Genomic DNA, 19,925 nt, shown 5'->3' with positions numbered 1-19,925 from the left:
AAGCCATGGCGACCGAAATTCTGATGCCGGCCCTGTCCCCCACGATGGAAGAGGGGACGCTGGCCAAATGGCTGGTGAAGGAAGGCGATGCGGTGAAGTCGGGCCAGATCCTGGCCGAGATCGAGACCGACAAGGCGACGATGGAGTTCGAGGCCGTCGATGAGGGGGTGATCGGCAGGATTCTGGTCGCCGAAGGCACGGGTGGCGTGAAGGTGAACACGCCGATTGCGGTGCTGCTGGAGGATGGCGAGGATGCCTCATCGGTCGCAAGCGCTCCCTCTTCGGCGGCCCCTGCCCCGGCGGCAGAACCCGCGAAGAGAGATGCGAAAGCGAGCGATGAGCGGCCGATTGCGGCCCCGGCGTCGGGCGGCGCTCGCGTGTTCGCCTCGCCCCTGGCGCGGCGGATTGCCAGGGAGAAGGGGTTGGACCTGACCGCCATCAAGGGGTCGGGTCCGCATGGGCGGATCGTGCGGGCGGATGTCGAGGATGCATCGCCTGCGGCGGCAAAGCCGGCGGCGGCGGTGGTGGCCGAGGCTCCGAAGGCTGCGGCTGCGACCCCTGCCCCTGCCTCTGCCCCTGCCCCTGCCTCTGCCCCTGCCCCTGCCTCTGCCCCTGCCCCCGCCCCTGCCTCGGCACCGGCTTCGGCTGCGGCGGCGATGCCCGCGGGACCGGCGGCCGAGACGGTGCTGAAGATGTATGCCGACCGAGCCTACGAGGAAGTGCCGCTGGATGGCATGCGCCGGACGATTGCGGCGCGGCTGACCGAGGCCAAGCAGACCATTCCGCATTTCTACCTGCGCCGCGAGGTTCGGCTGGATGCGCTGATGGCGTTCCGCGAGCAGCTGAACAGGCAGCTGGAAGGGCGCGGGGTGAAGCTGTCGGTCAACGACTTCATCATCAAGGCCTGCGCGATGGCCTTGCAGGCGGTGCCGAATGCCAATGCCGTTTGGGCGGGCGACCGGATCCTGCGGCTGAAGCCGTCGGATGTGGCGGTGGCCGTGGCCGTGGAGGGCGGGCTGTTCACGCCGGTGCTGCGCGATGCGGAGAAGAAGTCGCTGAGTGCCCTGTCGGCAGAGATGAAGGACCTCGCGGCGCGCGCCAAGACCAGGAAGCTGGCGCCGCACGAGTATCAGGGCGGGTCCTTTGCGATCAGCAACCTCGGGATGATGGGGATCGAGAACTTCGACGCCGTCATCAATCCGCCACATGGGTCGATCCTTGCCGTTGGCGCGGGGATCAGGAAGCCGGTGGTCATGGGCGACGGCACGATCGGGGTGGCGACGGTCATGTCGATGACGCTGTCGGTGGATCACCGGGTGATCGACGGGGCCCTGGGGGCCGAGTTCCTGAAGGCCGTGATCGAGGCGCTGGAAAACCCGGTGGTGATGCTGGCTTGAACCGGCGGAGCGGGGGTTTCACACCCCCGCACCCCCGTGGGATACTTGTGGACAGATGAATGGGGGGCTTCGGTCCCCCATTTTCTAACGGGACTTCAGCTTTTCGATGAGGGTCCATGACCGGCGCAGGATCGTGGCGGCAGTGCCAAGGGCGATGATCCAGAGCGTGAGGGTCAGGGTCCATTCCGTCGCATGGAGTGCAGCGAGGATGGTGCCTGCGGTGAGGACGGCCATGCGCTGCGGCTTGGCCAGAGGGCCGGAGAAGTCGGGCGGGAAGCCCTCGGCGCGGCCAAGTTCGCGGATGTAGGCGGTGGCGATGGCCAGCGCGGCGGCGAGGAGGCCGAGGGCGGGTTGTCCGGCGGCGAGGCCCGCGCCGGCGAAGAAGAGGAGGTCGGAGGCGCGGTCGGGGGCCTCGTTCCAGAAGGGGCCGTCCTTGGCACCCCGGCCGCCTTCGATGGCGACCATGCCGTCGATCAGATTGCAGACGAGACGGGCCTGGACGGCGGCGGCGGCGAGGAGGAGCGCGGAGAACTGAAGCAGGCCGCCCAGCGTGGAGAACCAGTAGAGGAGGAAGCCAAGGACCGCGAAACCGATCGAGGCCTGGCTGATCCGGTTCGGGCTGATGCCTTTGGCCACAGCCCGGGAGGCGAGGCCGGCGGCCCAGCGGGAGTTGCGCGACGTGAGGGGGCGGCGGTTCTGGTCGCTCATGTCGTTGACCAGAACCAGCGGGTGACGTGGAAGAAGATGGGGGCGGCGAAGATCACGCTGTCGAGCCGGTCGAGGAAGCCGCCGTGTCCGGCGATGAGGTGGCCCCAGTCCTTGATCCCCCGGTCGCGCTTGATCGCCGACATGACGAGGCCGCCGGAGAAGCCCATGAGCGTGATGAGGAGGCACATGCCTGCGGCTTCAAGCGGCGAGAACGGGGTCATCCAGTAGAGCGCGGTGCCGATGGCGGTGGCCGAGAGGGCGCCTCCGATGAGGCCCTCCCAGGTTTTCGAGGGCGAGAGGTTGGGCGCGACCCTGGTGCGTCCGATGAGCTTGCCCCAGACGTATTGCAGCACGTCCGAAAGCTGCACGACGAAGATCAGATAGGCGATCAGGATGACATTGCGGCCCTCAAACCCGGGGATCTGCAGGTAGAGGAGCGCCGGGACGTGGCTGGCACAGTAGATGCAGATCATCAGCGCCCACTGGGTTTCCGAGACGCGGACCAGGAAGTTCTGGGTGGAGCCGCGAAGCGCCGATGCGACGGGCAGGAGAAGGAAGGCGTAGACCGGGATGAAGATCGAATACATCCCGTACCAGTCGGTCGCCAGGAACCAGTATTGCAGCGGCAGGATCAGGAAAAAGCAGGCCACGAGCGACCAGTGATCGGCGCGGTTGTGGGTGGTGAGCGTCAGGAATTCGCGGAGCGCCGCGAAGGAGCAGAGCGCGAAGAGGAGGACAACGCCCGGCTTGCCCGCGATGAAGGCGAGCGCCAGGCAGATCACCATGACCCACCAGGCATTGATCCGGGCGTTCAGGTTTTCGATGACAGGGCTTTCGCCTGCGGGGGAGAGGCGGGCACGCAGCACCTCGCCGATGATGGACGCAAGGACGAGGATGGTGCCGACGCCGGCGAGAAGCCAGAGGAGATGCGGCGAGGTCATGCCGCGGCCTTCAGGGCAAGTAGCGCCTCGGTGGCGCGGGCGAGGAAGGCGTCCTTGGTTTCCTCGGGATCAATGCGAAGCGGCGCGCCGAAGGTCAGGGTGCAGATCAGCGGCACGGGGATAATCTCACCCTTTGGCATCACGCGGTTCAGATTGGCAATCCAGACCGGGACAAGATCTATGCCGGGACGAACCTTGGCAAGGTGGTAAAGGCCCGACTTGAACGGCAGCAGGTCCGCGTCCGAGCTGTTGCGCTGGCCTTCGGGAAAGATGATGAGCGAGGCGCCTTGATCCAGGGCGGCAGCCATCTGGGCGACCGGATCCTCGGTCCGCGCCTCGGGGCGGCGGTCGATGAGGACGGCGTTGAAGACCTCGCGCCCGATGAAGGCCCGGAGGGGTGAGGTCAGCCAGTAATCGAGCGCGGCAACCGGGCGCGTCTGGCGGCGGAGGGGCGTGGGAAGCGCGGTCCAGAGGAGGACGAAGTCGCCATTCGAGGTGTGGTTGGCATAATACACCCGCTGGCGCGGCACCGGCTCGATCCCCTGCCAGATGGCGCGGGGTGCGGTCATGAACCGCGCGAAGGTCGAGATCGCCAGGCCCGTCACCCGGGCGGCGAAGGCACGGAGGACGGGGATCATGCAGGTCTGGTCATTCGGTCTTCAGGATCTGGTCCATCGTCAGCGCAGGTTGCGCGCAGCCGGCCTTTCCGACGACCCGGGCCGGAACCCCGGCGACCGTCGTGTTGCGCGGAACGTCTTCCAGAACGACCGACCCCGCGGCGATGCGTGAGCACTGACCGACATGGATATTGCCGAGAACCTTTGCCCCTGCCCCGATCAGCACGCCATCGCCGATCTTGGGGTGCCGGTCCCCATCTTCCTTGCCGGTACCGCCCAGAGTGACGGAATGAAGCATGGAGACATTGTCGCCGACCACGGCCGTTTCACCGATGACGATGGAATGGGCATGGTCGATCATGATCCCCTTGCCGATCCGGGCTGCCGGATGGATGTCCACCCCGAAGACCTCGGAGACCCGCATCTGGACGAAATAGGCCAGATCCGATCGACCGGTCTGCCAGAGCCAATGCCCGATCCGGTAGGCCTGGACGGCCTGGTAACCCTTGAAGAAGAGGATGGGCTGGAGAAAGCGGTGGCAGGCCGGATCGCGCTCGTAGACCGCCATCAGGTCGGATCGCGCCGCCGCGCCGATTTCCGGATCACTGTCGTAGGCCTGATCGGCAATTTCCCGCAGGATCTGCTCGCTCATTTCGCCGGAGGCAAGCTTCAGGGAAAAGCGGTAGGCAAGCGCTCGTTCGAGGGAGGAATGGTGCAGGAGGCCGGAGTGGATCAGCCCGCCCAGCAGCGGTTCGTTGCGAATGGCCTCTACCGCCTCTTCGCAGACACGTCGCCAAACCGGATCGACGGCGGTCACTCTGGATTTGGTTTCAAGCATGGGGATAGCCTCCGATATGGCATCTGCATACCACATCGGACCTGTGTGGCGACACGCATTTCTGTCGTGTCGCAGATCACGCAGCGTGATGAAACTGGACCGATTTCAGGGTCGATCCTGCCTTGCCTGCGCTGCATTCGCCACCCTTTTTGCGGCTTCATGGACCAAAGCCATGTACGAAGGCCTGCTACAGGGTGACGCTTGAGCTTCGGAACGGTCCAGGGCCGAACCGCTGCGATACCTGTGCGACGGCCAGTTCGAAAGCGCCGGCCACGCCATCCGCTGCCCGCATCGCGGCGGTGTAATCGAAGGCGGGCGAAGTCACGGAATACTCGGCCATCACAGCTGCGCCCTGCAGGATCCGAACTTGGTAGGCCTCTGCTTCTTCACCCAGCGGAACCTCGGCGGACTGCCAGCTGTCGCCGTCGATCCGGGTCCGTCGCTTCCAGTTGCACCGGACATCGCCGCCCTGAACCAGATGTCGAAGGTGCGCGACGGGATACGGCCTCAGACCGATGCCGTCAAAGCCTTCCACCCGCAGCACGACATTGGGGTCGTCATAGCCGCGCGACGCCTGTCCGATGCGATAGAACCGCGCCAGCCCGCGTGCCGAGGCCGCCAGATCGATCTGCGACACTGCCAGATCCAGAAGCACGACAATACTTCCCACGGGCCAGACCTCAGGCATCACTCCGTCAGTCCCAAGCTGTCCCCGCAGACGGTACGAAAGCTCGTAGGTGTCGGGGGCGACAAGCTGCGCCTCCCGGAACTGGAGGATCTCCCACCTTGCGGCGCTGCCGTCGCCGATCGCCAAGGCGTTCGCTCCGTTCAGCACCGAAGGTGCAGAGGCGGATGAAAGTTCGCCCCCGACAAGCTTTACCCTCAGCGGGGGGCCATTGTCCCAGATCCCGGGGCGGTGGGCAGACAGGGGTGTCTCTGTCACACCAACGATTGCCGAAGCAGGCAGCAGGCGGTTGATCTCGTAGCCCGCATCCTCATTCGACGACCAGACCGCCACGGATCCTGGCCAGGGCTGGGCTGCCACGGCCACATGCGGGGCGTGCGGCACTTCCTCACCCGTCAGCAGGGGCAGATCAAGGAAGACCGGAAGCACGGGGACCGGAGCAGAGTAGGGTCGAACGGAGATCACCTCATCGAAGCGATTGGATGGCAGGAAGGCGCCCGGCTCGACGCGGACCGCCTCGAGGATCTGACCTTCCGCCTGCTCAACCCGGTCCACTCGGAACCGACGCCCCGCGTAGCCGATGACATCCCCCGCGCCGATACCGATCCGCGATTTCGGCAGCGCGAAGCGAAGCGTGTCTCGGGCGACCCTTGCTTCCGCCATCCAACGTTCAACCGCTGCCAGAGCTTCCAGCCGGGTCAGGGCCAGCGGCAGGTCGGTTTGCGATACCGTTGCGGTTTCATCTTCCGGGAACCGCGTTTCGACGGTGCGCACTTCATAGCTCGATTGCGCGTCGACATAGCCCAGCCGGATCTGACCGGCAGTCTCGAAATCCACTAGCCTTGTCTTCTCGATTGCGTTGTCCACATCGGGTGACAGCGCCAGATCCTCATCGGTGACCCAGTCCTGGATGCGCGCCGTCCGGTTGCGAAAGACGATCTGGCCTTCGCGCTCGAAGGCATCGAACCCATGGGCAAGCATCAAGGGCTGGAGCGTTGCGCGTCCTGTCGTCACATCCGCCTGCTGAAAACCACGCACCAGACCGAAAAGCGACTGCACATTGATCGCTTCCACGTCAGATGACTTGCAGATCTCGCGGACGACTGACGCAAGCGGCTGGTTCGATGCCCGGCCGTTCAGCCAGTGACCGCGCGCATAGTTCCCGCCATCGCTCCAGATGTCGCTCTGGCCGGGAAACTCGGGGAACGGCCGGGCATCCCAGGCCCAGGCATAGGCGTGCTGCATGTCGACCATCGGCCCGGAGTAGAGGGGGGATACCGGGTTGTTCGCTGCCTCTGCCCAGAACGATGCCGTGGCGATCAGATACTGCATCTGGATCAGGTCGTCGCGGCGCCCGTTCGACCAGGCAGGCAGGGCCGACTCCGATGACTTGGCGTCAATGAACTTGTTCGGCTGATTGCTGCCCTTGTCGATGGCCGCGCAGCCATATTCGGTAAACCGGATCGGCTTGGACTGCGGCACCCAGGCCGTCGGGGTCGGGGAACGGACACCATCGATGCGCTCGTGGTGGGCGTTCGACCACCAGGACCGGATGTCCTTGTAGCGGAAGACCCAGGGCTCGCCATAGGCGCCGTCGGTTATGGGCAGCCGACGTTGAACCTGTGCGCCTTCCTCGCCGTCATAGTACCAGTCGAAACCCTCTCCACCGGCGATATTCGCCCTCAGATACAGAGGGTTGTAAATCGAGCCGAAGGCCGCGTCCGCATGATCCTCTCCATCGCGCCAATCCGATACCGGCATGTAGTTGTCGATGCCGATGAAATCGATGTTCGGGTCCGCCCACAGCGGATCCAGGTGAAAGTAGAGATTGCCGTCGGCGCTGTGGCCGAAATACTCGGACCAGTCTGCCGCATAGCTGATCTTCACCCCGGCCCCGAGGATCGACCTGACATCGGCGGCAAGGGCTCGGAAGGCCTGGACGGCCGGGAACGTGTCACCAGCCCCGCGGATCTGCGTCAGGCCGCGCATTTCGGATCCGATGCAGAAGGATTCAACCCCGCCCGCCGCAGCGCAGAGGTGCGCGTAATGCAGAATGAACCGGCGAAGGCCCCATTCGTTCGGGCCCGAATAGGTGATCGTGGTGCCGTTGACTGCAAAGTGCGAAGGCTGCGCCGCTCCGAAGAAAGCCGCGACCTCGGCTTCTGCGGCCGCCGTACGATCCGGCGATCCCGGTCGCCCGGGGGCCATCGACAGCGTGACCCTGCCACGCCATGGCAGAGCCGGCTGCGTCGCTGCGCCGGTCCACGGGTCGGGCAGGGTATTGCCAGAAATCTGGTCCATCAGGATGAACGGATAGAACATCACATCCTTGCCGGCGTCTCGCATCGCGCGGATGGCCTCGATCACCGAGGCATCCGATGGCGTGCCGCCGTAGATCGACGCACCCTCGACCTTCGGGACCACCATTGCCTGGCTGCGCGAGATCCCGCCCGCTCGCCACGGCATGCCCACACCATCCCGCTGTTTCTGTTCGACCTTGGGTCGAATTGTGCAGGTGCCGCAACGCAGGTCGTCACCGAACCAGGACACGACCAGCGACACCGCATCCGCGCGGGGCAATTCCTGCTGCAACTGCTCGAAGCTTGTCGCAAAGTCCGTCTTGCCCGACGGCGAATGGACGTTCGCGCTGCGATTGCGGCCAGGGCCCTCGGCATAATGGACCGGCGTCGTGGCCAATCCGTATTCGCCGGTGCCCGGGATCAGCGCAACCCCCCGGATCGCCCCTTGAAGAGTCTCACCCGGCCCGACAGCAGGCCCCTGAGCGGCCCGCACAACCTCGAAGCTGAACTGCGGCACCCGGTTGCCGTAAGAGGCCAGTTCCAGGTCTTCGATGACGACATAGGCCAGCCCGCGATAGGCAGGCGCCCGGCCGTTGCCCTCGACGGCCTCGATCAGGGGATCGGGCAACTGCGTCTCGCTGCCGGTGTAGACGCGCAGGTTCAGGTCCTGCGCCGATATCTCGTTCCCGTCCGCCCAGATCCGGCCGACACGCAGGATTTCTCCTTCGCACAGGCCGATGGCAAGGCTGACAGAGTAGCTGTACTCGTTCACCTTCGGCTTGGGGGCGCCCTTCCCGGTCCGACGACGCCGGACAGTCTCGACGAATTCGGTGGCCCAGATCACCTGACCTGCAACCCGCATCCGACCCCAGATCCGCCCGATAGGTGCCCCTTCCCCGGCCCCGGTCAGGCGCAGCCGCTCGATGCGACCGACATCGACGGGTTCCGATCCGGCCCCGAGGACGCGCTGATCGATGGCACGTCCGATCGTCGCGCCGATGGCCCGGCCGATGACGGCCCCGGAAAGCCCCAGGACGGACCCGCCAAGACCGGCACCGACTGCGGCCCCTGCGGCGGAAAGTAGCAGCGTTGCCATTCACTTGGCTCCTTCTGGAAAGCAGAAACGCGCCGCGATACGGCGCTGCCAGGGCATGGAAAGCGAGCTTTCGATGACGCCATGGCCCGTGTAGGAATGGATGAACCTCGGATGCGCCCCGACATGCGACTGGATGCCCAGATGCTTGGCGATGCTGCCCTCCCGCATCCGGAACAGCAGAACGTCACCCGCCGCCGCATCCGCCAAGTGCTTTGCCTGAAGCCACCTGTGGGCGGCAAAGAGCAGCACTTCCCTGTGATCGGGCTCAGCCCAATCCTCGGTATAGGCGGGAACAGGTTCCGGCTCCTCGCCGTAAACCTTCCGCCAGATTCCACGCAGCAAGCCAAGACAATCGGCCCCGACCGCCCGAATGCTGGCCTGATGCTGGTAAGGCGTGCCAAGCCAGAGCCTGGCCTCGGCAAGAACGGCCTCCGCAACGGTCATGTGCCGCTTCCTCCCGCTCTCCGGACGCTGCCGGACTCGCGGTCAGGGACTGGATAGGACGCCAGCCAGTCCTCACCGGGAATATGCGGAAACCCGCGATAATTCAGGAAGTTGGAGAACTTTTCGCGACAGGTCGCCGGCCTCTTGTCGCATCCCGCACGCAGCCTGACCCGCTCTCCTGCAATAACCTCGGCGCCGATCGACTGCCAAAGATCGATCCGCCGCAGACCGTTTTCCTGACGGTCGTTCTTCACGACACCGAACAGCCCGGCCGCGGCTCCTGCCAGGATCTCCAACCGGCCCCCCTCGAACCAGTGATCGTCAAACCCGCTGACGCCCGCCAGGACATAGCCGGCTCCGTCATCGACCTGGTGCACGGTCGCTTCCGCCGTGAAGCCCGGCTGGTTCAGGTCAAACCGGCAGCGGCTGTCACCCAGAACCGCCGAACAGCCGGGCGTGTAGGCCATGCCGAATGGCCGGTTCAGCCGTTCGCTCAGCCCACGCAGCTCGGCCTTGAAGGCGCCGCCGGACCTGCTGACCTCGCCAATGTGGCCCCGGAACTGTTCGATATGGTCGCCGGGGGCATCCCAGTTGACCAGAAAGGCCCGGACTTCCGCCCCGTCGAAACGGCCGGCCAGCAGATCGGCCTCGGAGATCGAAGCAGAGCTCAGCGCCCCGTAGGCTTCCGTGTTATCGACGGACAGGCCGGTGGTCTGATGCAGAACTCGCGCCGTCAGTCCGGAATCGGCCCGGCAGACCACCCCCTCGATGACGACATCCCGGTCATGGTCGGTGAAGCCCAGCACAGTCCCGTCACGCCGCCGGACCGTCCAGGCCCGACAGACCGTCGTCGAACCGCTCGCCAGATGCGCCAGCAAGGTTTCCCGCGTCATATCCGGATCTCCACCACTGGAACCGTAGGCACATCGCCCGCCTGGAACGAGGCGACCGACGTCTGGATCGCATCGGTATCAAAGCGCACCGGCACATCGAACTCGAAGCCGGCCGTGATCCGTGTGCCAAGGTCGGGTGGCAGAGTGAACGTGATCTCTCCTGTCGCCGGATCGACGGAAAACTCCAGCCCCTCGATCTTCTGGTCACCCTCGATCGCGACCAGTACCGTTCCAGCGACAGGTTTCAGGATGGGCCGGACATAGTTCTGCAAGCCCGACACATAGGTCTTTCTCAGCTGGAATACCCTGGTCACACCATCGCCGATGCCGACAAGCTGGTCGTCCGGCGCCGGCGTGGAAAGCGGAGCGCAGGACTTGTAGTCGGACCAATCCTTCCAGCGAAACCCGTGCAACTGCCCGGCGCGCGCCTCGAAGAACGAAATCAGGGTCTCGACATCATTCAGCGACCTCAGACCGACCCCGGCGTCATAGCGCCGGCGCGAATGTTGCCAGGGCGTGTTCCGCTCTTCAAAGCCATTGGCCAGCGTGACGATCTCGGTGCGGCGTTCCGGCCCTCCGACCGAGCCGAAGCTCAGGTTCGCCGGGAAACGTATCTCGTGAAAGGCCATGTCTCTTCCTCACCGGTTACGTTGTCCGCGCGCCAGGGCGCGGCTGACCTGGGCGGCCACCTGGGCCTGGCTGCGCTGAAAGCCCTGAACGTCGGGCGTCGTGATGTTCATGACGACGCTCACCGCCCGCCCGCCCGCCGCCTGCACGCCCAGCCTGCCGTCCGGCCCCCGCGCCAGAGGCATGATGGCCTCGGGTCCCGCCTCGCCCATCAATCCGGTTCCCCTTCGCATCGGGAATGTCGTGGGGGCACCGACGATGCCGCCCTTGGCAAAAGGCATCACCTTGCCCTGGCTGAACGTGCCCCCCTTGGCGAAGGGCATGCCGCCCCCCATCAGGCCGGCGACGCCCTGCGCGAGAAACCCGCCCAACGCGTTGGTCACCGGCTTCATCGCGATGGAATAGACCGTGTCCACGATGGTGTTCGCCACGGTCTTCAAGGCGTCGTTCAGCTTCATGCCATCGAACACAAGCCCGTCGAACGCCTTCCGCAGCCCGCCGCTGATGCCGCTTGACAGCGTGTTCACTTCCCGCCCGGTAAAGATCATCGTCTCCCGCATCCGGGCAAGCTCGCCGTCGAATGCCGCCACCATCGACACCGAAGAGCCCAGCTGCGCCTCAAGCGCCTGAAGCTGCTCCTTCATCGTTCCGATTTCCGCCATCGCCCTGATCCTTCCGCACATCGGGGAACGCTGCCGCCAGTTCTGCCAGCCGCGCGCGTGTCAGGGGCGGGACCAGACCCTCCCGCCCCAGCATGATCTTCAGTTCCACCGGGGTAAGCCGCCAGAACACCGACGGCTCCAGCCCCCGCCCATGCAGGCCCGCCTGCATGAGTCCCCGCCAGTCGATACCGGAACCAGACCGGCTCATGTCTCGCCCGGCAGCGCAAAGGCCCGCGCCAGAAGTTCGGCCGCGGCGCGCGCCGCCTCGACCGGCCCGCCGCCGATCTCCACGCGCAGAAGATCCGCCGCCGTCCCCTGCCAGCCGCCGCCGCGCAGACCGGCCACGATCAGCGCCAGCACATCGCGGGTTGAAAACCGCCGCTCCTCGAACCTTTGCACAAGGTCGAGCAGGGATCCCGTCTCCATCGCCTCTTCCAGCTCGGCCAGCGCCCCCAGCGTCAGCTTTGCCACATGGCGCTGACCGTCGAGGACGATCGCCACTTCGCCCGCCCAGGGATTTGCCATCTCAAAGCGCCGTGAAGGTAAGGGCGCCCGCCGAGGCCATCGCCATCTCGTAGCTGGCCTCGTCGTTGTGGCTGCCCGAATATTCGATCGAGGTGATCTGGAACGGCCCCTCGATCACGCCGAAATCCGGGATCACCACCTGGAAATCCGGGATCTCGCCGTTGAAGAACACCTGACGCGCCCGCTCGTCCGTGGCCTCGTCCCGGAACACGCCCGAGCCCGAGATGGCCGCCGACTTCACGCCGGCGCCGGCCAGCAGCTCCCGCCAGCCGCCCTGGCTTTCCAGGCTGGTGACATCCACCGATTCCGCGTTGAAGCTGATCCGCGTCGCCCGAAGCCCGGCGATGGTGACGAACTGGCCGTCCCCCGTCTGGTCGATCTTGATCAGCAGATCCTTGCCGCTTTGCACAGCCATGTTCGCTCTCCGTCCTGCAATGTTGCGTGGCGCCTCGCGCCTCCCCTCCCCCGGGAGGGGAGGGTCTGGGGGTGGGGGCTGGCGGGTTACAATGCGACCCGCGCCCGGAAGGTCAGATCGATCCGCCGCGTCTCGCCCTCCTCGATCCGGCGGGCGCTTGCGCGCAGGAAGAACAGACTGACCAGCTGCCCACGGCTCAGGGTCAGCGGCGCCCCGATCAACGCGTCCGAGATGTCGGCAGCGATGGTCTTGATCGACAGGAATCCCGTCGCATCCGTAATCACGCTGATGACCAGCTGATGTTCCGCTCCGGCGCCCGACTTGTCGGACTGGTCGCGCGTCTCCTCGGGGCCGATCAGCACAAAGGTTCCCGTGACGTTCGGAGGCACGGCGTCAAAGATGGCCACCCCGGCCAGGGCCGGCGCCGCCGACAACAGCTGATAGACCGCCGTTTGCAGGGCGGGGGCTGCACCATAGCTCATTTCGGCACCTCCTCGCGCGAGAAACAGGTCAGATAACGACCGAACGGGTCGCGCTCGGTCACGGCCTGGATCAGGAACAACCGTGTCCCCTCGCGGAACCGCTGTCCGGCCCGGGGCCGCGAGTCCGACCCGACGGGCGCGGCGCGCACGGTGATCCGGTAGGGCACCGCCGACAGCATCCGCTCCTCGCCCTGCGTGTCGCTGCCCGATCCCGGCAGCACTTCGGCCCACAGCCTGCCCAGCGCCGTCCAGGTCGTCGTGAAGCCCCCGGCGCCGTCCGGGCTGCGCACCACCCCTTCCAGCACCAGGGCGCGATTCAGGTGCGGCGCGTTCATTTCCTGCCCCCGCCGAGGATGCGCACCGTCCGCCAGCGCTCGATCAGCGTCACGACGCCGAAGGGCAGCCCTGCGGCCTGCGCGCCATCGTCATGACGATGCTCGTAGAATTCTCCGGCCAGAAGCAGCACCGCCTGCCGCAGGTCGACCGGGATATCCGTCCAGGCCGCGCCGAATCCGGCGTCGAAAACGATTTTCGCCAACCCCTCGCTCGGGATCGTCGGCAGGCTTGTGCCCTTCCCCGCCAGACGAGGCCGGTGCAGGTCCGGGACAAGCCGGTATGCCGTGGCAGGCACCAGGACCTCACCGCCTGCCGCATCGACCAGCGTGACGCTGACGATCGCGCTGACAGGCGCGACCGGCAGCGCCTGTTCCTCGTCTCGCCAGCACTCCAGCACCCACAGGAACCGGCGCTGGAACAGCATCTTCCCGATCCGACCTTCGATCGCCGCCAGGGCCGCGCGAAGGTAGGTCTCGATCAGCCCGTCCTGCATCCCGTCATCGGCAAAGCCCGATCCCATCCGCAGATGGTCCTTCAACTCTTCCACCGGCAGTGCGCCCGAGGGCACCGGGGTCTCTTCGGTCAACATCATGTTCTTATCTCCGCCAGCGGCCGGGACATTGCATTTGGGCAGGTGCGGCCCGGCCCCAGGACGGGGACCGGGCCGATGTCATCAGGACACCGCGACGCGCAGCAGCTTGATCGCCGCATAATCGGTGATGTCGCCGCCCACGCGCTTGTTGGCATAGAACAGGACATTCGGCTTGGCCGAGAACGGGTCGCGCAGGATCCGCAGGTCAGGCCGCTCTGCCACGGTATAGGCGGCGCGGAAATCGCCGAAGGCGATGGGGAAGGCGTTCGCGCCCACGTCGGGCATGTCCTCGCAGACCAGCACCGGATAGCCCATCAGCCGCGAGGGCTCGCCCGCCGCCAGGCCATCCGACCACAGGAACCGGCCGTCGCCGTCCTTCATCTTGCGCACTGCACCCACGGTCTTCGAATTCATCACGAAGGTTCCGTTCGCGCGATAATCCGCGCCCAGCGCATAGACTAGGTTGACGATGCAGTCGGCCGGATTGGTGGTGGCAAAGTCCGATGCGGCACCCGTGGGCACATAGCCGATGTTGCCCCAGGTCCAGGACGCATTGGCCACCTTGGTCGGGTCCAGGATGCCGCGCGGCTTGTCCACTCCGTCGCCGCTGATGAAGGCCGCGGCCTCCGCCCGGATGAAGCGGGTCGCGATCTTCTCGGCCAGCCAGCCTTCGACGTCGAAGGCGCTGTCGTCCAGCAGCCGCTGGCTCGCTTTCGGCATCGCCGCCAGTTCGTGCAGCTTGATCGAGATGCGCTCGATGATCGGCGTCGCGGTCTCGGTGGTGGCCGCCGTTTCGGTGGCCCAGCCCGAGCCCACTTCCGACCGGTCGACGATCACGTCGAACGAGCTGGCCTCCACCTGCACGACATTGGCCACCGAGCGCAGGCTCGAAGTCGCGAACAGCATCGACCGGATGCGGTCGGCGGTCTGCGGATCGACCAGATAGCCACCGTCGGCGGCAATCGTGGTGCTCATCGCCTTGCCTTCCAGCGCCAGGCCGCGCAGGCCGTCATCGTCGCCCGTGCGCAGATAGGCGTTGAACGCCTTCTGATGCGGGGCCTCGGTTTCCGCGCGGGCCGAAAGCGCCGGGCGGCCATAGGACATCGTCTTTGCGTTCAGCATGGTCAGTCGCTCTTCCTGATGTTTCAGCTTGGATTTCACTTCGTCCTGAAAGCGGTTGAACTCTGTCAGGAACCCGGTCATGGCCGCCTTCGCCTCGGCGGCTGCCGTCTGGGCCTGGGGCAAGCCTTCCCCGGCCCGAGCCTTCGTCTCGGTCATCTCTTCATCCTTCTTCTGTCAGTTGGGACGGCCCGCGCTATTGCCCGGCCAGACTGCGGCGCGCGGCTTCGAAGACCGTCGCGATATGGCGCCAACCGTCGTCCAGGTCATCTGCCTTGGCCGCGACCCGCGCCTCGGGAAGCATCGGGAAGGTCACCAGCGACACTTCCCAAAGCTCCAACTCCGACAACAGGCGCCTGCCCTTGCGGTCGCGTTCCGCCTTGACCGTGCGATAGCCGATGGAGAGCCCGTCGATCGCCCCGGCCTGAACCAGGGCCGCCACCTCGCGGCCCCGCTCCACCTCGGTCAGGATGCGCCCCTTGACCCAGAGGCCGGTGGCATCCTCGCGCACTTCGTCCCAGACGCCGATGGGCTGGCCCGGATCGTGCTGCCACAGCATCTTGACCCGCCCGCCCCGCGCCGCCAGCCGCTTCAGGCTCGCGGCATAGGCGCCCTTCTGCACGATGTCGCCACCCTGGTCGGTCTTACCGAAAAGGGACGCATAGCCCTCCACCAAATGGCCCTCCGTCACCACCAGGCCCGCGTCACTCTGCTGGAACTTCCGCTCCGGCGCTCCGTATTCGCTCATCGCCTCACCTCATCCCTGCCCTGATGACCGTCTCGGCCATCTGCGCCAACATGAACGCCGCCACACCGTAGACGCCGACCCAGATCCGTTTCTCCAGCCGCTCCAGCGTGGCCTCGATCAGCCCCAGCCGATACTCCAGCGCCGCCCAGCGTTCGTTCGCCACGCGCTCGTTCGCCTCGATCCGCGCCGCGGCCGCATCGAAACTGTCGTAGACAAAGCGCGATCCGCCCTCGCTCCGTCGCGCGGTCATTCCGCCTCCGTCAGCTTCGGCAGACCCAGCAGCATCCGCTTTTCCGCCACCGTCAGAAAATCGGCCGCCGCCACCCGCGCCCATTGCTGGTCGCGCTCCGAGGCCAGCGCGGGGACCTGATCCAGATCGGGTTTCAGGTCCACCTCCTCGCCGGCGAACCGTGACAGCCAATGCGCCAGGTCCGCCAGGACCTTGGTCGCCAGCGGCAACACGGTCAGCCGGAAGAAGGCGCGGTTGGCCTCCTGATAATTGGCATAGGTCGCGTCGCCCGGGATGCCCAGCAGCATCGGCGGCACGCCGAAGGCAATCGCGATCTCCCGCGCGGCGGCTTCCTTGGTCTTCTGGAACTCCATGTCGGATGGGCTGAACCCCATCGGCTTCCAGTCGAGGCCCCCCTCCAGCAGCATCGGACGGCCAGCGTTGCGCGCGCCCTGATGATGCGCCTCCATCTCGGCCACCAGCCGCTCGTACTGGTCGGACGACAGGCTCGCCGCCCCGTCCGCCCCCTTGTAGACGATCGCCCCCGAAGGCCGCGCGGCGTTGTCCAGCAACGCCTTCGACCAGCTGGAAGCGCTGTTGTGCACATCCACCGCCACCGCCGCCGCCTGCATCGGCGAAAAGCCGTAATGGTCGTCCTGCGGATGGAAGGTCTTGAGGTGACAGATCGGGCTCATCTCGCCCGTCACGTCATAGCGATGCGTCCGCCCGCTGACGGTGTAGTCATAGGCCACCGGCCAGCCATCCGCGCCGGGGACCAGGTTCATCCGGTCCGACCGCAGCACATGCAGCTCGCCCGGCATCGCGCCGACGCCCGGCACCGCCTCGACATAGGCGTTCCCGGACAACAGCAGATAGCCATAGACCGCCTCCAGAAACTCCGCCCGCCCCTGCGCGCCATTGGGACGCGAGATCAGGTCCAGCACCGGATGGCTTTCGAACCTTTGCTCATGTGTCTGGCACACCAGAGGCAGCGCCGCCGCCGCCTCGGCGATCAGCCGCACGACGCGGAACCCCACCGGATTGCCCTGAAACCCCGTCCGCGTCAGGCTGACCGTGTCCCGAGGGCTCCAGGCCACGCGGCCCGCGCTTCCCCAGGCGATCACCCGACCCACGGCCGAAGCCTTGCGTTCCGGAACCGCCACCGGCGCCTTCCGCAGAAAATCGAAGACCATCCTCGCACTCCTTCATGCCCCGGGCCGTGCCCGACCGTCCGGGCCGCCTGATGCGCCCGGCCATATGACCCGCAATTCCTCTGGATCCGCTAAAGCGACCGAACGCTCGGACGCCCGGCCTGCAACGGGGTGATCATCAGGTCGGTCAACGCCCAGACCAGCGCATCCAGCCGGTCCGGAGACCCCGCCCCCTGCCAGCCCACCGCCGTGATCATGCCCATCTGCTCTTCCAGCGCGCCCAGCCCCCGCACATGCTTGACGCGCCCCTGCTCATAAAGCGCGGCCACCGGCTCGGCCCGCAGCCATTTCGCCCGCGTCGCATGGACCGCCCGGAACGGCACCAGCGGGTCGATCATCCGCACCATCTGCTCCACCAGATCGCCGCCCTGGTTCACCTCGGCCACCAGCCGGTCCGCCCCGTGCCGCTCCATCGCCGCCAGCGCCGCCCGCGCCCAGCCCTCCGGCGTCGCCCCCTTGACCGAGGCATCCTCCAGCACCACCGCCCGCCAGTCCTTCGGTTCGCCCCGCGTATCGGCGCCGACCACGATGATCCCGCACTCGTCGCTCGACTTCATCGACGTGACCGGAGGGTCCACCGCCACCACAACCCGGTTGAACGCCGGCACCTCGTCCACCCGCGCCGCCTCCAGCATCTGGTGCGTCCACAGCGCCCCGTCCGCCTCCTCGATCAGCACGCCCTCCAGCTCCTGCCGGCCGAACTTCGTCCCGCCATAGCGCGCCTGCACTTCCGCCAGGAAACTTTCTGCCAGATAGGCCCGGTTCGCCTCGGTCGGCGCATGGGTGATGACGGTCGAGGGGTTCTTCAGGATCGCCTTCAGCACCGCCACATTGCGCGGCGTCGTCGTCACCACCTGCTGCGGGTTCCGCCCCAGCCGCAGCGCGAACTGCAACTGATCCCAGGCCTCCGCCCCCTTCTTCAACTTGCCCAGCTCGTCCGCCCAGGCCGCATCGAACTGCGGCCCCCGCATCGCCTCGGGCTCATGCGCCGAGAACACCTGCGCCACCGCCCCGTTCGGCCACAGAAGCTGGTTCTTCGATGCCAGCCACTCCGGCTTCCGGTCGGGCGGAGAGCAAGCGACAATCCCGCTCTCCCCCAGCACCATCACGTCGCGCACCTGGTCGATCGTCTCGCCCACCAGCGCAACCCGCCGACATTTCCCGGGGTCTGCAGGCCCCGCACCCTCGACCTGCGCCCGCACCCATTCCGCGCCCGCCCGCGTCTTGCCCGCGCCGCGCCCGCCCATGATGACCCAGGTCTTCCAGGCCCCCCGTGGCGGCAACTGATGCGGCAACGCCCAGAACTCGAACACCCAGGGCAGCGCCAGAAGCGCATTCCGGCTCAGGCCACCCAAAAACTCATCCACCTCCTCCGGCGCTGCGGAGGCAAGCCAGGCGGCGCCCGATTTCAGCTCGGGCCTCGTCAAGGTCGAGCGCTCCTCCGGCTCCGACATGGCCGGCGATCTGCTTGCGAAGTTGGTCAACTTTTCCCCTTTCCTGCAACACGGCAAGCGCTGTCGCGCGAAGCTCGCGGATCGCCGTCTGTGCTGCCTTAACCTCGTTGAATTCCCCGGCACGGATCGCGTCGATGGTGCGCTCCAGCTCCATCACCGCCATGCCGTAAAGCCGTTCCGCGCTCCCCAGAACTTCTTCCGGAGTGGGCCCGTCCCCCGTGAACCGCACTGTCATCTGGTCCCGACACCCCTCATGCTGCCCCGCACGAGAGAAATGGAAAAGCGGCCGACGGGGGGCACCCCGGGCCGCTTCGACACTTCTTCAAGCATGCCACGATCTCTACATCAGACCGCGCGCAGAGTCAAGATGAAACTGCGTTATATCAATGACTTGGCGCGCGCCGGCTTCACGGATCGTTAACCGCTATTCCCCCTGCACGCCCCCTTCTTCCGTCGCACCCTGGGCCGCCTCGATCTTGCGCCAGGCCGCGACGTTCCGGTTGTGCTCTTCAAGGGTCGCTGCGAAGGCGTGGCCTCCGGTGCCGTCGGCCACGAAGAACAGATAGTCCGTCTTGTCGGGGTTCACGGCGGCCCTGATCGCCTCGGCACCCGGGTTGGCAATCGGGGTCGGCGGCAAGCCGTTGATCACATAGGTATTGTAGGGCGTCTCGCGGCGCAGTTCGCTTTGCCGCAGGCCGCGCCCGAGCACCCCTTCGCCCCTGGTGATGCCGTAGATCACCGTCGGGTCGGTCTGCAAGCGCATCCCCTGGCGCAGACGGTTGACAAAGACACTGGCCACCCTGCCGCGCTCCTCGGGCACCCCGGTCTCCTTCTCGATGATCGAGGCCATGATCAGCGCCTCTTGTGGCGTGTCATAGGGCAGGTCCGGCGCCCGCGCCTCCCAGGCCGCCGCCAGGATCGCGGCCTGCTTGGCGGTCATGCTGGCAATCACCGCCGCGCGTTGCGTGCCGCGTTCGACCTCGTAGCCGCCGGGTGCAAGGCTGCCTTCCGGGGGCACCGTCTCCAGCGCACCTTGCAGGAAGTCCGCCTTCTTCAGGGCATCCACGATCTGCCAGCTTGTCACGCCCTCTGCCACCGTGATGCGCAGTGTCAGCGCCGGGTCGTCCGAAACCTCCAGATATTCCGGCGGCAGGGGTGTGGCACCGGCATCGAACCGGACCACTTCGGCATAGGAGTTTGTCGCCAGATCCAGTTCGCTCAGCACCACATCCGCACGCGTCACCCCGATCCGGAAATTCAGGTCGCGTCCGCAGGTCGATCTGCCGCTGGTGGTGATGGCCTCCAGCACCTGCGCCATGCTGGCGCCGGCTGGCAGCTTGTAGCTGCCGAACTTCAGATCGCCTGCCAGGTCGGCATATTCCGCTCCGATCCGGAAGATCCGGGCATCGCTGATCGCACCGCGCTGTTCCAGCGTCCGGCTGACCGCCGAAAGCGAGGCGCCGCGCTCCACCTCAAGGCAGATCGGCTGTTGCAGCGGGCCGGCGGCGAAGAACTCGTTCCGCCCCCAGGCCACCAGCGCCGCCATCCCGATCAGGATCACGATGAACAGCGTCAGCGCGTTCGAGGCGATGGACCGCCACATCGC

Annotated in this window: 23 protein-coding genes; 1 reads left to right on the top strand and 22 read right to left on the bottom strand. The window is 66.4% G+C overall.

Going from position 1 to position 19,925, the window contains the following annotated elements:
- Positions 1 to 5 precede the first annotated feature (5 nt).
- Positions 6 to 1,397, top strand: coding sequence for a 2-oxo acid dehydrogenase subunit E2 (locus G8O29_RS14705; protein ID WP_166403983.1), 1,392 nt, complete (start codon positions 6 to 8; stop codon positions 1,395 to 1,397).
- A gap of 84 nt (positions 1,398 to 1,481) precedes the next feature.
- Here G8O29_RS14705 and G8O29_RS14700 read toward each other — a convergent pair whose 3' ends face one another.
- The 22 genes from G8O29_RS14700 to mltG all read right to left on the bottom strand — a co-directional run bounded on the left by G8O29_RS14700 (position 1,482) and on the right by mltG (position 19,922).
- Entirely contained in the window at positions 1,482 to 2,105 is a 624-nt protein-coding gene (locus G8O29_RS14700) for a CDP-alcohol phosphatidyltransferase family protein (protein WP_166403982.1), read from the bottom strand.
- Positions 2,102 to 3,046, bottom strand: coding sequence for a phosphatidate cytidylyltransferase (locus tag G8O29_RS14695; protein ID WP_166403981.1), 945 nt, complete (start codon positions 3,044 to 3,046; stop codon positions 2,102 to 2,104). The genes G8O29_RS14700 and G8O29_RS14695 overlap by 4 nt, the downstream gene beginning before the upstream one ends.
- Complete coding sequence (locus G8O29_RS14690) at positions 3,043 to 3,684, bottom strand: lysophospholipid acyltransferase family protein (RefSeq protein ID WP_166403980.1); 642 nt, start codon at positions 3,682 to 3,684, stop codon at positions 3,043 to 3,045. The genes G8O29_RS14695 and G8O29_RS14690 overlap by 4 nt, the downstream gene beginning before the upstream one ends.
- A gap of 10 nt (positions 3,685 to 3,694) precedes the next feature.
- The gene (gene cysE / locus G8O29_RS14685) at positions 3,695 to 4,501 is read right to left on the bottom strand and encodes a serine O-acetyltransferase (protein WP_166403979.1); all 807 of its coding nucleotides are present in this window, start codon (positions 4,499 to 4,501) and stop codon (positions 3,695 to 3,697) included.
- Positions 4,502 to 4,688: 187 nt separating this feature from the next.
- Positions 4,689 to 8,582, bottom strand: a complete 3,894-nt coding sequence (locus G8O29_RS14680) for a baseplate multidomain protein megatron (protein WP_166403978.1) — start codon at positions 8,580 to 8,582, stop codon at positions 4,689 to 4,691.
- Positions 8,583 to 9,026: an NlpC/P60 family protein gene (locus G8O29_RS14675; protein WP_166403977.1), complete on the bottom strand. Its 444-nt coding sequence runs from the start codon at positions 9,024 to 9,026 to the stop codon at positions 8,583 to 8,585.
- Positions 9,023 to 9,919 (bottom strand): phage/gene transfer agent baseplate hub protein, encoded by an 897-nt coding sequence (locus G8O29_RS14670; protein WP_166403976.1) that lies wholly within the window; start codon positions 9,917 to 9,919, stop codon positions 9,023 to 9,025. The genes G8O29_RS14675 and G8O29_RS14670 overlap by 4 nt, the downstream gene beginning before the upstream one ends.
- A complete protein-coding gene (locus G8O29_RS14665; RefSeq protein WP_166403975.1) occupies positions 9,916 to 10,548 on the bottom strand; it encodes a DUF2460 domain-containing protein in 633 nt (210 codons plus the stop codon). Before G8O29_RS14665 ends, G8O29_RS14670 begins: the two co-directional genes overlap by 4 nt.
- Before the next feature lie 9 nt (positions 10,549 to 10,557).
- A complete protein-coding gene (locus G8O29_RS14660; protein ID WP_166403974.1) occupies positions 10,558 to 11,208 on the bottom strand; it encodes an RcGTA-type gene transfer agent tail tape measure protein in 651 nt (216 codons plus the stop codon).
- Complete coding sequence (locus tag G8O29_RS14655; RefSeq protein WP_166403973.1) at positions 11,165 to 11,416, bottom strand: rcc01693 family protein; 252 nt, start codon at positions 11,414 to 11,416, stop codon at positions 11,165 to 11,167. The genes G8O29_RS14660 and G8O29_RS14655 overlap by 44 nt, the downstream gene beginning before the upstream one ends.
- Positions 11,413 to 11,733, bottom strand: a complete 321-nt coding sequence (locus G8O29_RS14650) for a gene transfer agent family protein (protein ID WP_166403972.1) — start codon at positions 11,731 to 11,733, stop codon at positions 11,413 to 11,415. Before G8O29_RS14650 ends, G8O29_RS14655 begins: the two co-directional genes overlap by 4 nt.
- A gap of 1 nt (position 11,734) precedes the next feature.
- A complete protein-coding gene (locus tag G8O29_RS14645) occupies positions 11,735 to 12,148 on the bottom strand; it encodes a phage major tail protein, TP901-1 family (protein WP_166403971.1) in 414 nt (137 codons plus the stop codon).
- 86 nt (positions 12,149 to 12,234) lie between these two features.
- Positions 12,235 to 12,630 (bottom strand): DUF3168 domain-containing protein, encoded by a 396-nt coding sequence (locus G8O29_RS14640; RefSeq protein WP_166403970.1) that lies wholly within the window; start codon positions 12,628 to 12,630, stop codon positions 12,235 to 12,237.
- On the bottom strand, positions 12,627 to 12,965 hold the full coding sequence (locus G8O29_RS14635) for a head-tail adaptor protein (RefSeq protein WP_166403969.1): 339 nt from the start codon (positions 12,963 to 12,965) through the stop codon (positions 12,627 to 12,629). The genes G8O29_RS14640 and G8O29_RS14635 overlap by 4 nt, the downstream gene beginning before the upstream one ends.
- On the bottom strand, positions 12,962 to 13,558 hold the full coding sequence (locus G8O29_RS14630) for a head-tail connector protein (RefSeq protein WP_166403968.1): 597 nt from the start codon (positions 13,556 to 13,558) through the stop codon (positions 12,962 to 12,964). The genes G8O29_RS14635 and G8O29_RS14630 overlap by 4 nt, the downstream gene beginning before the upstream one ends.
- 81 nt (positions 13,559 to 13,639) lie before the next feature.
- A complete protein-coding gene (locus G8O29_RS14625) occupies positions 13,640 to 14,836 on the bottom strand; it encodes a phage major capsid protein (RefSeq protein ID WP_166403967.1) in 1,197 nt (398 codons plus the stop codon).
- A gap of 37 nt (positions 14,837 to 14,873) precedes the next feature.
- Positions 14,874 to 15,425: an HK97 family phage prohead protease gene (locus G8O29_RS14620; protein ID WP_166403966.1), complete on the bottom strand. Its 552-nt coding sequence runs from the start codon at positions 15,423 to 15,425 to the stop codon at positions 14,874 to 14,876.
- Between the two features lie 4 nt (positions 15,426 to 15,429).
- Entirely contained in the window at positions 15,430 to 15,675 is a 246-nt protein-coding gene (locus G8O29_RS14615; RefSeq protein WP_166403965.1) for a GTA head formation protein, RCAP_rcc01685 family, read from the bottom strand.
- Positions 15,672 to 16,847 carry a phage portal protein gene (locus G8O29_RS14610; protein ID WP_166403964.1) on the bottom strand — a complete coding sequence of 392 codons (1,176 nt, stop codon included), beginning with the start codon at positions 16,845 to 16,847 and terminating at the stop codon, positions 15,672 to 15,674. The genes G8O29_RS14615 and G8O29_RS14610 overlap by 4 nt, the downstream gene beginning before the upstream one ends.
- Positions 16,848 to 16,936: 89 nt before the next feature.
- The gene (locus G8O29_RS14605) at positions 16,937 to 18,232 is read right to left on the bottom strand and encodes a DNA-packaging protein (protein WP_166403963.1); all 1,296 of its coding nucleotides are present in this window, start codon (positions 18,230 to 18,232) and stop codon (positions 16,937 to 16,939) included.
- On the bottom strand, positions 18,225 to 18,482 hold the full coding sequence (locus G8O29_RS14600; RefSeq protein ID WP_166403962.1) for a hypothetical protein: 258 nt from the start codon (positions 18,480 to 18,482) through the stop codon (positions 18,225 to 18,227). Before G8O29_RS14600 ends, G8O29_RS14605 begins: the two co-directional genes overlap by 8 nt.
- 261 nt (positions 18,483 to 18,743) lie before the next feature.
- Positions 18,744 to 19,922 (bottom strand): endolytic transglycosylase MltG, encoded by a 1,179-nt coding sequence (gene mltG / locus G8O29_RS14595; RefSeq protein ID WP_166403961.1) that lies wholly within the window; start codon positions 19,920 to 19,922, stop codon positions 18,744 to 18,746.
- Between the last annotated feature and the right edge of the window lie 3 nt (positions 19,923 to 19,925).

This window comes from Rhodobacter calidifons (genome assembly GCF_011174775.1).
Classification (GTDB): Bacteria; Pseudomonadota; Alphaproteobacteria; order Rhodobacterales; family Rhodobacteraceae; genus Tabrizicola; species Tabrizicola calidifons.
The sequence above is the reverse complement of the archived record's forward strand: the minus strand, read 5'-3'. Positions and strand labels throughout refer to the sequence as shown.